Genomic DNA, 13,906 nt, shown 5'->3' on the forward strand with positions numbered 1-13,906 from the left:
GGCGTGCTGGCCATGTGGGCCTCGCATCTGCACCAGTCGCTGGGACTGTCGCTGTCGGTTGCCGGTGCCATCGTGGCGCTGTTCGGCCTCGGAGGCATGCTCTACATGGCCATGGGCCGTCACCTGATTCGCCGTCATGGCCAGCAGGCGCTGGTCCTTTCCGGCGGCGCGCTGGTCGGCGTGAGCGCGCTGGTGCTCGCCTACACGCCGCACTGGCTACCGGCCATACCGGCCAGTCTACTGGGTGGCTTTGGTTTTTTCATGTTCCACAACACCATGCAGGCCAACGCCACGCAGATGGCTCCCGAAGCGCGCGGCACTGCGGTGTCGCTGTTTGCGTCGTTTGTTTTTGTGGGCCCGGGAATTGGGGTAGTGCTGGCCGCCAGTTTCATCGACCGCATCGGCACCGGCGCCGTGATTGCGCTGGGCGGCGGGGCGATGGCGCTGGAGGGCGTTTACTTTGCCTGGGCGCTGCGGCGGCGCGATGCGCGGTTGCGTGCCGCCTGAGCGCGCGGCGGCGCTGGTGCAGCTTCGGATGGTTTGCACTTTTTGCGGCATGGGCGTGCTTCAGTCCCCGCGCGATTGGTTGGCCTGATTTCACCAGCCGCCGATTCAAAAGGCGATGGATGCTTTAAAACCGGCACCCTCAGTCCAGCGCCGCGCAAGCGGAAACACGGGCTACAGGCGACTCGTTCCATTCACACTGTTGGCGGCGTCTGCATGCCACGCTATCGCCGCAAACGCAAGCTGGCCGGGCTGCCGGTCCGGTTTTTTCTGCCTGTGCGCGCCGCTGGCAGGCTGCGGCAACACACCGGCTGACTCAGCCAGCAAGGATATGAAGGAACGGCTGGCGGGCACCTGGCTCAGGAAGCTTGAGGAAGACGGCATTCGCGTGCGGCGTCAATGGGGTGCTGCAACCGGACGACCAGTTTGCCGGGCTGACGCCTGTCACCGATGTAACGGATCAAAATGAAAGTGACGGATTCGGAACCAGTCCTGGACGCCAACCGCAAACCGCAAACCGCAAACCGCAAACCGCAAACCGCAAACCGCAGACATAACCGTAGCTATGGTGAGGATTCGAAACGACAGACTGGATTCAAAGATGCGTTTTCATGTCCGATATTTCTGGGTTGGTGTACTGCTGTGATGCCTTCTGGTAATGCGCGAAGATCGCCTCGATGAGTGACTTGGCGTAAGCCGGCAGCGTCTCGCGTTCGCGCACGAGGATGTAGCGCTCGCGCACGCTCCAGGGCTCCAGCAACTCGACCAGCGCAAGATTCATGCTGTCCTGGTTGCGCCGCGCCGCGCTTTCGGGAACGATGCCGACGCCGACGCCAGCACCGATCATGCGGCACATCGCGTCGAAGCTGCTGAGCTGGATACGCAGCTTCAGCGGCTTGCCCAGCTTGTCCGTCACCTGCGCCAAAAAGGTCTGCAAGGTGCTTCCCTGCTGCATGCCCACGGCGTCTTCCTCCAGCGTTTCGGCAAAGGCGATGGATGTGTAGGTGGAAAACGGATGCGCCCGGGCGGTTACCAGCACCAGCCGGTCGGTGCTGAAATGCAGGGCCTGCAAGCCCAGCGTGTCGACCTGACCCGCCACGATGCCGATGTCGGCGCGCCCGTCAAGCACGCCGCGGGCAATTTCAGCATTCGGTTTTTCCTGAAGGTCGATATTTACACGCGGGTTTCCGGCAAGAAAACCCGGCAGGATTTCGGGCAGAAAATCCGTCACCGCCGTGGTGTTGGCAAACACCCTGACATGACCGCGCAGGCCGCCGCCATATTCCTGCAGATCGGTGCGCAGTCGCTCGGCCTGCCGCAACACACCACGCGCGTGGTGCAAAAAGGCTTCGCCGGGCGGACTCAGGCGCATGCCGCGGGCTTCGCGGTAGAGCAGTGGCAGGCCGGCCTGCGCTTCCAGCGCCTTGATGCGCGCACTAGCGGCGGCCAGCGAGAGATGCTGCCGGGCGGCGGCGCGCGTCAGATTGCCTTCTTCGGCGGTGAGGACGAAAAGACGCAGGTCGGTGAGGTCAAAATGCATGGGGAATGGTAGCGCGTTGCGGGTCAGCCTTCGTAAATTCAGAAGGCCAAGTCTTGAAATCAGTGATTGCCTTCCTCGCTGGAAACGGTGAACATATCTGTAAAACAGGAGTCAAGCGCATGTTCAATTCCCTTTCTGCTCGTCTGCCGCGCCGCGCCTTGATCGTGACTGCGCTGGCATGGCTGGCTTGCATGGGCGCCCTGGCACAGACGGCCTACCCGAGCCGCCCCATCGTGATGGTCGTACCCCAGGCGGCGGGTGGCACGAATGACATCGTCGGCCGGGTGGTGAGTCAGAAGCTTGGTGAAGTGCTTGGCACCTCCGTGGTGGTCGAAAACCGGCCTGGCGCCGGCGGCAATATTGGCACCCAGGCGGTGGCCAGGGGTGCCAAAGATGGTTACACCCTGCTCATGACCATCAGCAGCAGTCAGGCGATCAATCCGGCGCTCTACAAAAACCCGGGTTTTGATCCCGTGAAGGATTTCCGGCCCGTGAGCCTGATCGGCTCGGTTCCCAATGTGCTGCTGGTGCATCCGTCCTTCCCGGCGAAGAATGTTGCCGAGTTGCTGGCACTGGCCAAAGCGAGGCCGGGCCATTATCAATATGCTTCTGCCGGCAATGGCACGCTGAACCATCTGCTGGGGGAAATGCTGAACACCATGGCCGGAGTGTCGCTCCAGCATGTTCCCTACAAGGGCGTGGCCCCGGCGCTCAATGACGTGCTGGGGGGTCAGCTGCCCATGCTGTTTGCCAGCTTGCCGTCGTCGCTGGCGCACATCAAGGCTGGCAAGCTGCGCGTGTTAGCCGTCAGCGGTGCCACCCGTTCACCTGTTTTGCCCGATGTGCCGACCGTGGCGGAAACCCTTCCCGGCTACAACGGCACACTGTGGGTCGGTCTTTTCGCGCCGGCTGGCGTGCCGCCGGAAGTGCTCGCCCGCCTGCAGGACGGCATGACCAGGACACTGGCATCCACAGAGCTGCGCGCCACGCTGGAAAAGCAGGGTGTGGAACTGGCGGGCAGTCCCGAGCAGCCTGTAAGCCCGGAGCAGTTTGCGGCGCTGCTGGCCGAAGACATCGCCAAGTGGGCGCGCATCGTCAAGTCGTCAGGCGCGGCGGTCGACTGACGTGTCACTAGGGGTGATTGGCATCCCGCCATGCGCGCTCAATCCCGCAGTCGGGGCGCGGCCACATCGAGGCGGTCATGCGCAAGGCAGGCCGCAGCGGCGAACCGGACTGATTGAATTTTTATCCTGGAGCTACCGTTAATGATCAAAACCACAACCGACCAATACCAGGATATCCGCGATGCGGTGCGCGCGCTATGCGCCGGATTTCCAGACGAATACCACCGCAAGATCGACGCTGAGCGCGGCTACCCCGCGTCTTTTGTCGATGCATTAACCAAAGCCGGCTGGCTGGCCGCCATGATCCCTCACGAGTACGGCGGGTCCGGTCTGGGCCTGACGGAGGCTTCGGTAGTCATGGAAGAAATCAACCGCAGCGGCGGCAATTCGGGTGCCTGTCACGGCCAGATGTACAACATGGGCACGCTGCTACGCCATGGCTCCCAGGCGCAAAAAGAGCTGTACCTGCCAAAAATAGCCACCGGCGAGTGGCGCTTGCAGTCGATGGGCGTGACCGAGCCGAGCACCGGCACCGACACCACCAAGATCAAGACCACCGCCGTGAAAAAAGGTGACCGCTATGTGGTCAACGGCCAGAAAGTCTGGATTTCGCGTGTGCAGCATTCCGACTGGATGATTTTGCTGGCGCGCACCACGCCGCTTGCCGAGGTCAAGAAAAAGACCGAAGGCATGTCGATCTTCATGGTCGATTTGCGCCAGGCCGAAAAGACCGGCATGACGGTGCGGCCGATTCCCAACATGGTCAATCACGAAACCAACGAACTGTTTTTCGAGAACCTCGAAATCCCTGAAGAAAACCTGATTGGCCAGGAAGGCCACGGTTTCAAATACATCCTGGACGGGCTGAACGCCGAACGCACGCTGATTGCGGCCGAGTGCATCGGCGACGGCTACTGGTTCATCGACCGGGTGACGAAATATGTCAACGAGCGCGTGGTGTTCGGACGCCCGATAGGGCAAAACCAGGGCGTGCAGTTTCCGATTGCGGAGGCCTATATCGAGATCGAGGCCGCCAACCTGATGCGCTACCAGGCGTGCCAACTGTTCGATGCCCACCTGCCCTGCGGTGCCCAGGCCAACATGGCCAAATACCTGGCGGCCAAGGCGAGCTGGGAGGCGGCGAACGCCTGCATCCAGTTTCATGGCGGCTTCGGCTTTGCCAACGAATACGACATTGAGCGCAAGTTCCGCGAGACCCGGCTCTACCAGGTGGCACCGATCTCGACCAACCTGATCCTCAGCTATGTGGCCGAGCACGAGCTGGGCCTGCCGCGCTCCTTCTGACAGACGGGAACAGACATGACACGACCGCTTGAAGGCATCACCGTTGTTTCGCTCGAACACGCGATTGCCGCGCCTTTTTGCACCCGCCAGCTGGCCGACCTCGGCGCGCGTGTCATCAAGGTCGAACGCCCCGGCGTCGGCGACTTTGCGCGCGCTTACGACAGCCGCGTCAGGGGCCAGGCCTCGCATTTCGTGTGGACCAACCGCTCCAAGGAAAGCCTGACACTCGACCTCAAACAGCCCGCGGCGCTGGCGACGCTGAAAGCGTTGCTGGGTCAAGCCGATGTGCTGGTGCAAAACCTGGCGCCCGGCGCAGCGGCTCGCATGGGGATTTCCTTTGAAGCGCTCAGTAAAGAGCATCCGCAACTAATCGTCTGCGATATTTCGGGCTACGGCGACGACGGCCCCTACCGCGACAAAAAGGCCTATGACCTTTTGATCCAGAGCGAAGCCGGCATGCTGTCGATCACCGGTACGCCCGAGGAGCCTTCAAAAGCGGGCAATTCGATGGCCGACATTGCGGCGGCCATGTATGCCTACACGGGCATCATGGCCGCGCTGTTGCAGCGTCACAAAACCGGTAAGGGCAGCCACATTGACGTGTCCATGCTGGAGTCGCTGGGCGAGTGGATGGGTTACCCGCTGTATTACGCCTTCGAGGGCGCGCCGCCGCCGCCGCGCACTGCGGCCTCGCACGCCAGCATCTACCCTTACGGCCCGTTTCAGGCGGGCGATGGCGGAACGGTGATGCTGGGCCTGCAAAACGAACGCGAATGGAAGCTGTTTTGCGAGGTCGTGCTGCACGACGCTGCGCTGGCCGCAGACCCCCGTTTTGACAGCAATGCGCGGCGCAATGAGAACCGAGCCCCGCTCAAGTCCCTCATTCTGGCCACCTTCGCCGGGCTGGACACCGCCCAGGTGGTGGCCAGGCTGGACCTGGCGCAGATTGCCAACGCCCGCATGAACAGCATGGCCGATGTCTGGGCGCATCCCCAGCTCAAGGCGCGTGAGCGCTGGCAGATGGTTGGCTCGCCTGCTGGCGACATTCCCGCGCTGTTGCCGCCGGGCCGGAACAACAGCTTTGACTACCGCATGGACGCCATTCCCGCTGTGGGCCAGCATACCGATGCCATCCTGCGCGAACTGGGGCAGGGCGATGAATCGATTGCCCGGATGCGCGCGGACGGGGCGATCTGAAGGGTCTCCGCAAGCCGGCTGTTTGCTATTAAAAGCATAGCTACTTATGCCGATATCTATTCGACATGACTGGTATTTTATATAAAAGGATGACTTTCATGAGATCTCCCGCTGCCCAGCTTGCCGCCTTTGCGGCTGGCCTGCGTTTTGACGCGATTCCCGGACCCGTGGTGCGCCGGGCCGAGGATCTGCTGGTTGACTGGTTCGGCTCGGCCGTCGCCGGCCATGGTGCGCGCCCGGTAAAAAGTATAATGCGCTTTGCGCAGGCCATGGGCCCGGCGTCCGGCCCGGCCGAGGTGATTGTCAGCCGGCAGCGCACCAGTCCCTACTTGGCTGCCATGGCCAACGCCGCAGCGTCGCATGTGGCAGAACAGGACGACGTGCACAACGGCTCCGTGTTTCATCCGGCCACGGTCGTTTTTCCGGCAGCGATGGCGGTGGCTCAGGCTATCGGTTCCAGCGGGCAGCAACTGCTCACCGCCTCGGTTGTGGGCTACGAGGTTGGTATCCGGGTCGGTGAATTCCTGGGCCGTTCTCACTACAAGGTGTTTCACACCACGGGCACGGCAGGCACCCTGGCCGCAGCGGCAGCTGTCGGTCATCTGCTGGGGCTCGATGCACGGCAGATGCAGCACGCGTTCGGCTCGGCCGGCACGCAGTCGGCGGGGCTGTGGGAGTTTTTGCGCACAGCGGCCGACAGCAAGCAGCTGCATACCGCGCACGCATCGGCTGCCGGGCTGATGTCAGCCTACCTGGCGCAGGACGGCTTCACTGGAGCGGCGGACATTTTTGAAGGTCCGCAAGGAATGGCTGCCGGCATGTCAAGCGATGCCGATCCGGCCAGGCTCACCGATGGTCTGGGCACGCGCTGGGCCACGGCCGAGACCTCGTTCAAATTCCACGCCTCATGTCGCCACACGCACCCGGCCGCCGACGCGCTGCTGCAAGTCATGCAGGTCCATGGCCTGAAGCCCGAAGACCTGACGCGTGTCATCACCCAAGTTCACCAGGGCGCAATTGACGTGCTCGGCCCGGTGCTCCGGCCCGAGACCGTGCATCAGGCCAAGTTCTCCATGGGAACGGTGCTGGCGCTGGTGGCGCGTTTCGGCCACGCCGGGCTGGTCGAGTTCGACCAGCATTTCCTGGACGACAGCACGCAAAGCCTGGCAGGCCGCGTCAGCATGGTGCTGGACGCCGAGGTTGATGCGGCCTATCCGCGGCGCTGGATCGGCAAGGTGACGGTGCACACCAGCGACGGCCGGGTGCTGCATGGCCGTGTGGACGAGCCCAAGGGCGACCCCGGCAATACGCTGGGGCGTGAAGAGATCAGCGCCAAGGCGCTGCGACTGGCGGCTTTCAGCGGCGGTGCGACAGCCGCCGAAATGCAGACTGCGGTCGATGCACTGTGGCAGATTGCCAGCGCTTCAATCGTGACCCCCTTGCTGCCGCGTGCCTGCTGAGCGATGAAACCGGAAATCCTCATGCCATCGTCACTGGCCTGGGCGCGCTCCTTTCTGTTTGTCCCGGCCAATCGCCCCGAACGCCATGCCAAGGCGCTGGCATCTGGTGCGGATGCGGTAATCATCGACCTCGAAGACGCCATCGCGCCGGCTGACAAGCTGTCAGCCCGGCAAACCCTGGTGCAGGCGTTTGCCGGCCTGGACATGGCCCAGCGCGCGCGCCTGCTGGTGCGCATCAACGCGGCAGGCACGCCCTGGCATTCCGACGATCTGACCGCCATGCAGACTATGGCCGCACAAGGCTTGGCTGCCGTCATGGTTTCCAAGGCTGAATTGGTTCAGACGCTGGCACAAGTCGCTGCCGCTGTCGGTCCGGCCTGTGCGCTGCTGCCGCTGATCGAGTCGGTCGCGGGACTTGATGCGGCCAACGCGCTGTCGGTTTGCCCACAAGTGCTGCGGCTGGCTTTTGGGCACCTTGATTTTCAGGCCGATGCGGGCCTGGCCTGCGGCCTTGATGAATCCGAACTGGTTCCCGTGCGGCTGGTGCTAGTGCTGGCTTCGCGCCGCGCTGGTCTGGCCGCGCCGGTTGACGGCATTTCGCCAGGGACCCAGAACACCGCCCAGCTGTCGCTGGATGCTGCGCGTAGCCGGCGCGGCGGTTTTGGCGGTAAGCTCTGCATCCATCCGGCACAGGTGGCCGTGGTCAATGCGGCATTTGTGCCCGGCGCGGCCGAGCTTGCGTGGGCCGATCGTGTGCAGCTTGCATTTGACGCGGCCGGTGGCGGCGTGTTCAGCCTCGATGGCCGCATGGTGGACGCGCCTGTGCTGCTGCTGGCGCAGCGTACCCTGGCGCAGGCCGCCGCGCACAAAGGGGTTTGACCGGATGCGCGAGCGGCCCTGATGCCTCAAGCTCAAAGTCTCACGCGTGTATGTTTTTGCAACTTAAATGTTGATTAAGGAAAGAGACACTATGAAACTCAAACTAAAGGCCGTGCTGATGGCCTCGACGGTATCGCTCGCCGCAGGCTTCGCCTTGCCCGCGCTGGCACAAGCGTCATTCCCGGATCACCCGGTTTCGCTGGTCGTGCCCTTCGCGGCGGGCGGCCCGACGGACGTTGTGGCCCGCATGATCGCCATTCCCATGGGCAAGTCGCTGGGGCAGACCGTGCTGGTGGAAAACGCAGTCGGCGCGGGCGGCACGATTGCCTCGACCAAAGTGGCGCGCGCCGCGCCCAATGGCTACACCATTCTGATTCATCACATGGGCATGTCCACGGCGCCGGCCCTTTACAAGAAGCTGGCCTTCGATCCGCTGAAGGACTATGAATACATCGGCCAGGTGGTCGATGTTCCCATGACCCTGCTGGCGCGCAAGGACTTTCCGGCCAACAACCTGAAAGAACTGCAGGCCTACGTGAAGGTCAACAAGGACAAGATCTCGCTGGCCAACGCCGGTCTGGGTGCAGTGTCGCACCTGTGCGGCCTGCTTTTCATGAGCCAGCTTGGGGTCGAGCTCAACACCATTCCTTACAAGGGAACCGGCCCGGCCATGAACGATCTGCTGGGCGGCCAGGTGGATCTGCTTTGCGACCAGACCACGCAGACTGTGCCGATGATCAAGGACGGCCGCGTCAAGGTGTTTGGGGTGACCACGCTCAAGCGCCTGACCGCTTTGCCGAACGTCCCCACGCTCGACGAGCAAGGGATGAAGGGCTTTGAAGTGAAGGTCTGGCACGGCATGTATGCACCCAAGGGCACGCCAAAGCCAATCCTGGACAAGCTCACAGCCGCGTTGCAAGTGGCGATGCAGGACCCGATGGTCAGGCAGCGCATGACCGATTTGAGTTCTGAAATTGTTCCGATGGACAAGATCAGCGCCAATGGCCTGAAGAGTCACCTCGAGGCCGAAATCGCCAAGTGGGGACCGGTGATCAAAAAAGCAGGCGTTTACGCGGATTAATGGCGATTTAAGCCTGCTGTCCAGGTAAATCGGGCACCACGCGCTATCAAATTAGAATTTTTCGGCGTTTCACGGTCCTCGGCGGCTACACCTTGGGCCCCATGGCGCTTCTTTTACGGATGTTTTGGGGTTGCTGATCGGCTTGCCCTGCGATACGCTGCGCCAGTAATGACACCAGCAGGCCTTTGATCGCCCAAGCAGCTAAAGCTTGAGCATTTTTATTGTAAGGTGACGGACCTTGACCCCGGCACTGGCTCCGCAGTTAGGGCTGCTTGGTTCCCCATCTGACCCGGTTGGCCGCTTTACCATGCGGGAAGGCCCGTCGCATTGGATTATAAGGGGCTTGGCGATGACCTTTCCAGCCCGGCTAATATTTGGGGGCTGCAGGGCAGGGTGATGTTGCGGCCCTGGTCTGCCGTCTGGCGCGAGGCCGGTGTCTGGACAAGGCCGCGAGCCCGCTGCAGCGACCGTCCGCCATGTGCGCGGAAAAAGCGCAAGCCGGGCAAGCAGCTAGAGGCCATGCCGGCTGTTCGCCAACAGGCACAATCGGGTATTCAACACTGCAGTTCAAGGAGTGCCCCGATGCCATGCGTCGTTTTTAATCAAAAGGGTGGGGTTGGCAAGTCCACCATCACCTGCAATCTGGCCGCCATCAGCGCAAGTCAGGGGTTGCGCACTCTGGTCATTGATCTGGACCCGCAGGGCAATTCCAGTGCTTATCTGCTTGGCGGGCACGCGACCCGGGATCAACCCAATGTCGCCGGATTTTTTGAAAACACTCTGAGCTTCAACTTGCGCAAGGTGTCGCCCGCCGAATTCATCGTGGCCACGCCGCATGAGGGTCTTGACCTGATGCCGTCCAGCCCTTTGCTGGACGAGTTGCAGGCCAAGCTGGAGTCACGGCACAAGATTCTCAAATTGCGGGAGGCACTCCAACAGCTGGCAGCTGACTACGACCGTATTTACATCGACACGCCGCCAGCCTTGAATTTTTATACCCGTTCGGCGCTGATTGCGGCACGCGGTTGTCTGATCCCGTTCGACTGCGACGACTTTTCACGCAAGGCGCTGTACACCCTACTGGAAAATGTGAAGGAAATCCAGGCCGATCACAATCCCGAGCTGGTGGTTGAGGGAATTGTGGTGAACCAATTCCAGCCCCGCGCCAATTTGCCCCAGCGCATCGTCAATGAATTGATTGCAGAAGGGCTGCCCGTGCTGCAGCCTTACTTGCCTGCCTCCGTCAGAATCCGTGAATCCCATGAGCAGTCGCTGCCGATGATTTACCTCGATCCGGGTCACAAACTGACGCAGGCGCTGGTGGCGTTACACGAAACACTGAAGCGCTGATCCCGGTACTTCGCGGTCTCGGACTGCGGACGCCTGATATGGCAGTTCAGGCCAGCCGGCGCCTGTCCACACGCCGGACCTGCTGAACGCAATGGGTGAGCTATACGACACTGAACTGAGCCCGGGTCTTTCGCGTCTATAGGTGGCAGAGTGCGGTGCCCTGCATATGCAGGATCGCGGTGGCCTTGTATTGCAAACCCCTGGCATGGTAGCGCCAGCAGCTGCAGACGCTATCGAGGCCAAGGCAGCCCAGGCGCTGATCCGGAAGAACCATTGCACGGTGTGCCATGCCGTTGACAAAAAGCCGAGAGGTCCTAGTTTTGCAGATATTGCAAAAAAACAGGCAGCCAAGGTCGATTAGCTGACCGCTAAGATCCTCACCGGTGGTTCAGGGATTTGGGGGCCGATCCCCATGCTGCGCCAGTCGCCGGGCGTGGCGCTGTCAAATGCAGCCTGTGGATCACTCCATTGGCGTGTATGAATAAGTTGATTGGTATTTGCCTAACTATGAGGAAGAATTTTATGCAAACGCGCAGACAAGCAGTCCAGAAAGCCGCCGTTGTGGCCGGCCTGCTGGCGTCCACAAGTCTATTTCCCCAATTCGCCTTCGCCTTTAGCAAAGATGCGTTTGAAGCCAAAAATACTCGGGACGCACTCCAGGCTCTTGGCGCTGGCGGCCTGACCGAAAGCAAGGACGTCATCCTTACCGCCCCTGACATCGCCGAAAACGGTGCGGTGGTTCCGTTCGCCGTCAGCACCACGCTGCCGGGGGTCAAAAGGCTGCTGATTTTGGTGGAGAAAAACCCAGCCTCGTTGATTGCCCTGTTCAATGTTTCCGAAAGCATCGAGCCCGCTTTTTCCACCCGCGCCAAGATGGCCCAGTCTTCCGACGTATACGCCGTCGCTCTTATGGCCGACGGCAAGGCGATGTATGCAAAGAAGGAAGTCAAGATAACGCTAGGCGGCTGCGGCGGTTGATTGTTCCGCAGGCACATTCACACACCAAGTCATGACAGGTTAGGAGCAAAAAAATGGCAGATCCGATGCGCATTCGCGCCCAGGTAGCAGGCGATAAAGCTACTGTTCGCGTTCTCATGGCGCATGAAATGGAAAGCGGTCAACGCAAGGACGCTGGCGGCAAGATCGTTCCGGCCTGGTATATCCAGGAAGTTACTGCCTCCCACAATGGCAAGCCCGTGCTCACCGCTGAATGGGGTCCTGGAGTGTCGAAAAACCCCTTTTTGCAGTTTGTTGTCAGGGGTGCCAAGGCGGGTGACAAAATTGGCGTGAGCTGGAAAGACAACCGGGGCGACACCCGCAGCGACGAAGCCACGGTGTCCTGACTGCCTCCGGGCGCGAAAGGAAAAGTGGAAGGCTTACCCTTTTTTACTTCAATCGAAAACAGGTAAAAGAGGGGGCCGCGAGGACGAAAAGGGCACGGTCGCGGATTGCGCTAATCTGTCTGCCAGAGGCCGTCCGAAAAAAAATTTGCAGGCGACTGGGAAGCTGGCAAAGCGCTTGTACAAAGCGGTCGCGGGATGATCTGGATTTCGAGGTCTTATGAGGCCTGCTTCAACATACCGCGTGCCTGACATATGAGTATTTGACCGGGTTCCAGATCAAGGATATTGTGGCCTTGCTGCTCAATCCCAAATCGCCCGTCAACCGCTGATACGGCCCCATCCGGCAGACGCCGGCTTTTTATTTCCTGTCATTTCTGGCGACTGTATGAATTTGACCAAACGCGAATTTTTTCAGGTGCTGGGCGCAGGCACCATGGCCGGCATGAGTCTGGGGACTTACGCGGACGCGGACGCTGCCTCTGCAAGCAACGGGCTGTATGACATCCCGAAGTTCGGCAATGTGTCCTTTCTGCACATGACCGATTGTCACGCGCAGCTCAAACCGATTTATTTTCGCGAACCCAGCATCAACATCGGTCTCGGTGCCATGAAAGGGAACCTGCCTCATCTGGTGGGCGAGCATTTGCTGAAGGTGGCCAACGTGCGCCCCGGCACGGCTGAGGCTTATTCCTTGAGCTATCTGGACTATGAAAAGGCAGCCCGGCGTTATGGAAAAGTCGGTGGTTTTGCGCACCTGGCGACGCTGGTCAAGCGAATGAAGGCCAGCCGACCCGATGCGCTGCTGCTCGACGGTGGCGACACCTGGCAGGGGTCCGGAACGGCGCTTTGGACACATGGTCAGGACATGGTGGACGCCAGCAAACTGCTGGGTGTGGACGTGATGACCGGCCATTGGGAATTCACCCTGGGCATGGAGCGGGTGAAAGAAATTGTTGAGAAAGACTTTGCCGGCAAGGTCGATTTTGTCGCCCAGAACATCAAGACACAGGATTTTGGCGACCCGGTGTTCAAGCCTTATGTGATTCGAGAAATCAATGGGGTACCCTGCGCAATCATCGGCCAGGCTTTCCCCTATACCCCGATTGCCAACCCGCGCTACATGATGGCGGACTGGGCGTTTGGCATCCAGGAAGAAAACCTGCAGAAGATGGTCGACGAGGCGCGTGGGAAGGGCGCGCAGGTCATCGTCGTTCTGAGTCACAACGGCATGGATGTGGACCTGAAGATGGCGGGGCGAGTCAGCGGCATCGACGCCATCATGGGCGGCCATACGCACGATGGCATGCCGGTGGCCGTGCTGGTGTCGAACAAGGGCGGCAAGACCATCGTCACCAACGCGGGCTCCAACAGCAAGTTTCTGGGCGTGCTTGACTTCGATGTCAAGGACAAGCGGGTGGCGGACTTTCGCTACAAGCTGCTGCCGGTATTTGCCAACATGCTGCCAGCAGACGCTGAAATGGACGCGCTCATCACCCGGGTGCGCGGGCCGTATGAAGCCAAACTGGCCGAAAAGCTGGCGGTCACTGAGGGCGCGCTTTACCGCCGTGGCAACTTCAACGGCACCGGCGACCAGTTGCTGGTCGATGCGCTGATGGAGGTGCAGGGTGCCGAAATTGCCTTTTCTCCCGGTTTTCGCTGGGGCACAACGCTGCTGCCAGGCCAAGCCATCACGCGCGAATGGTTGATGGACATGACGGCCACCACCTATTCCTACGCCACTGTCACCGAGATCAGCGGCGAAACCATCAAGACCGTGCTTGAGGACGTGGCCGACAACCTGTTCAACCCCGACCCTTACTACCAGCAAGGCGGTGACATGGTGCGCGTTGGCGGGCTCCAGTACAGCTGCACGCCAGCGGCCGGCATGGGCAAACGTATCGACGACATGCGCCTGAACGGAAAGCCGATCGAGGCGGATAAGCAATACAAGGTGGCGGGCTGGGCACCGGTGGCAGAAGAAGCGCGGACGGCCGGCAACCCGATGGTCTGGGATGTGGTGGAAACCTGGCTCAAGGCCCGCGGCGGCAAGGTGGCGCGGCGCGAGCTCAACACCCCGAAGCTCGAAGGCGTCAAGGCCAACCCGGGCTACGCAGCCTGACCGA

The 13,906-nt window shown here is 61.1% G+C and carries 13 protein-coding genes and 1 other RNA gene; 12 read left to right on the forward strand and 2 right to left on the reverse strand.

Annotation, left to right across the window (positions count from 1 at the left end):
• On the forward strand, window positions 1-507 hold a 507-nt coding region (locus tag HHJ19_RS14080; RefSeq protein ID WP_296908419.1), incomplete at its 5' end, for an MFS transporter.
• A 592-nt stretch (window positions 508-1,099) separates the two neighbouring features.
• On the opposite strand, the gene HHJ19_RS14085 is transcribed toward HHJ19_RS14080, so the two are convergent.
• Window positions 1,100-2,044 (reverse strand): LysR substrate-binding domain-containing protein, encoded by a 945-nt coding sequence (locus tag HHJ19_RS14085; RefSeq protein ID WP_296908421.1) that lies wholly within the window; start codon window positions 2,042-2,044, stop codon window positions 1,100-1,102.
• A 119-nt stretch (window positions 2,045-2,163) separates the two neighbouring features.
• Here HHJ19_RS14085 and HHJ19_RS14090 point away from each other — a divergent pair, with 119 nt between their 5' ends.
• The 6 genes from HHJ19_RS14090 to HHJ19_RS14115 all read left to right on the forward strand — a co-directional run bounded on the left by HHJ19_RS14090 (window position 2,164) and on the right by HHJ19_RS14115 (window position 9,090).
• The gene (locus HHJ19_RS14090) at window positions 2,164-3,168 is read left to right on the forward strand and encodes a tripartite tricarboxylate transporter substrate binding protein (protein ID WP_296908424.1); all 1,005 of its coding nucleotides are present in this window, start codon (window positions 2,164-2,166) and stop codon (window positions 3,166-3,168) included.
• A 141-nt stretch (window positions 3,169-3,309) separates the two neighbouring features.
• The gene (locus HHJ19_RS14095; RefSeq protein ID WP_296908426.1) at window positions 3,310-4,473 is read left to right on the forward strand and encodes an acyl-CoA dehydrogenase family protein; all 1,164 of its coding nucleotides are present in this window, start codon (window positions 3,310-3,312) and stop codon (window positions 4,471-4,473) included.
• A gap of 15 nt (window positions 4,474-4,488) precedes the next feature.
• On the forward strand, window positions 4,489-5,670 hold the full coding sequence (locus tag HHJ19_RS14100; protein ID WP_296908428.1) for a CaiB/BaiF CoA-transferase family protein: 1,182 nt from the start codon (window positions 4,489-4,491) through the stop codon (window positions 5,668-5,670).
• Window positions 5,671-5,768: 98 nt separating this feature from the next.
• Entirely contained in the window at window positions 5,769-7,130 is a 1,362-nt protein-coding gene (locus HHJ19_RS14105) for an MmgE/PrpD family protein (RefSeq protein WP_296908430.1), read from the forward strand.
• Window positions 7,131-7,151: 21 nt separating this feature from the next.
• Window positions 7,152-8,009, forward strand: coding sequence for a CoA ester lyase (locus HHJ19_RS14110; RefSeq protein WP_296908432.1), 858 nt, complete (start codon window positions 7,152-7,154; stop codon window positions 8,007-8,009).
• Between the two features lie 118 nt (window positions 8,010-8,127).
• Window positions 8,128-9,090, forward strand: a complete 963-nt coding sequence (locus HHJ19_RS14115) for a tripartite tricarboxylate transporter substrate binding protein BugD (RefSeq protein WP_296908482.1) — start codon at window positions 8,128-8,130, stop codon at window positions 9,088-9,090.
• Window positions 9,091-9,317: 227 nt separating this feature from the next.
• Here HHJ19_RS14115 and ffs read toward each other — a convergent pair.
• Window positions 9,318-9,414: signal recognition particle sRNA small type (ffs, locus tag HHJ19_RS14120), an RNA gene on the reverse strand.
• Between the two features lie 258 nt (window positions 9,415-9,672).
• Between ffs and HHJ19_RS14125 the strand changes: the two genes are divergently transcribed.
• The 5 genes from HHJ19_RS14125 (at window position 9,673) to soxB (ending at window position 13,902) form a co-directional block, all read left to right on the forward strand.
• Window positions 9,673-10,440, forward strand: coding sequence for a ParA family protein (locus HHJ19_RS14125; protein WP_296908434.1), 768 nt, complete (start codon window positions 9,673-9,675; stop codon window positions 10,438-10,440).
• A 205-nt stretch (window positions 10,441-10,645) separates the two neighbouring features.
• The gene (locus HHJ19_RS14130; protein WP_366929411.1) at window positions 10,646-10,801 is read left to right on the forward strand and encodes a c-type cytochrome; all 156 of its coding nucleotides are present in this window, start codon (window positions 10,646-10,648) and stop codon (window positions 10,799-10,801) included.
• A gap of 161 nt (window positions 10,802-10,962) precedes the next feature.
• Window positions 10,963-11,418, forward strand: coding sequence for a thiosulfate oxidation carrier protein SoxY (gene soxY / locus HHJ19_RS14135; protein WP_296908484.1), 456 nt, complete (start codon window positions 10,963-10,965; stop codon window positions 11,416-11,418).
• Between the two features lie 53 nt (window positions 11,419-11,471).
• Window positions 11,472-11,783 (forward strand): thiosulfate oxidation carrier complex protein SoxZ, encoded by a 312-nt coding sequence (soxZ, locus tag HHJ19_RS14140; protein WP_296908436.1) that lies wholly within the window; start codon window positions 11,472-11,474, stop codon window positions 11,781-11,783.
• A gap of 385 nt (window positions 11,784-12,168) precedes the next feature.
• Window positions 12,169-13,902 (forward strand): thiosulfohydrolase SoxB, encoded by a 1,734-nt coding sequence (gene soxB / locus HHJ19_RS14145; protein ID WP_296908438.1) that lies wholly within the window; start codon window positions 12,169-12,171, stop codon window positions 13,900-13,902.
• Window positions 13,903-13,906 lie beyond the last annotated feature (4 nt).

This window comes from Polaromonas sp. (assembly GCF_012927415.1).
Taxonomy (GTDB): domain Bacteria; phylum Pseudomonadota; class Gammaproteobacteria; order Burkholderiales; family Burkholderiaceae_C; genus Polaromonas.

Bases quoted from the DNA above. Each gene is read 5' to 3' on its own strand.
- HHJ19_RS14085 (WP_296908421.1), bottom strand. From the start codon at position 2,044: ATGCATTTTGACCTCACCGACCTGCGTCTTTTCGTCCTCACCGCCGAA.
- HHJ19_RS14090 (WP_296908424.1), top strand. From the start codon at position 2,164: ATGTTCAATTCCCTTTCTGCTCGTCTGCCGCGCCGCGCCTTGATCGTG.
- HHJ19_RS14095 (WP_296908426.1), top strand. From the start codon at position 3,310: ATGATCAAAACCACAACCGACCAATACCAGGATATCCGCGATGCGGTG.
- HHJ19_RS14100 (WP_296908428.1), top strand. From the start codon at position 4,489: ATGACACGACCGCTTGAAGGCATCACCGTTGTTTCGCTCGAACACGCG.
- HHJ19_RS14105 (WP_296908430.1), top strand. From the start codon at position 5,769: ATGAGATCTCCCGCTGCCCAGCTTGCCGCCTTTGCGGCTGGCCTGCGT.
- HHJ19_RS14110 (WP_296908432.1), top strand. From the start codon at position 7,152: ATGCCATCGTCACTGGCCTGGGCGCGCTCCTTTCTGTTTGTCCCGGCC.
- HHJ19_RS14115 (WP_296908482.1), top strand. From the start codon at position 8,128: ATGGCCTCGACGGTATCGCTCGCCGCAGGCTTCGCCTTGCCCGCGCTG.
- HHJ19_RS14125 (WP_296908434.1), top strand. From the start codon at position 9,673: ATGCCATGCGTCGTTTTTAATCAAAAGGGTGGGGTTGGCAAGTCCACC.
- HHJ19_RS14130 (WP_366929411.1), top strand. From the start codon at position 10,646: ATGGTAGCGCCAGCAGCTGCAGACGCTATCGAGGCCAAGGCAGCCCAG.
- soxY (WP_296908484.1), top strand. From the start codon at position 10,963: ATGCAAACGCGCAGACAAGCAGTCCAGAAAGCCGCCGTTGTGGCCGGC.
- soxZ (WP_296908436.1), top strand. From the start codon at position 11,472: ATGGCAGATCCGATGCGCATTCGCGCCCAGGTAGCAGGCGATAAAGCT.
- soxB (WP_296908438.1), top strand. From the start codon at position 12,169: ATGAATTTGACCAAACGCGAATTTTTTCAGGTGCTGGGCGCAGGCACC.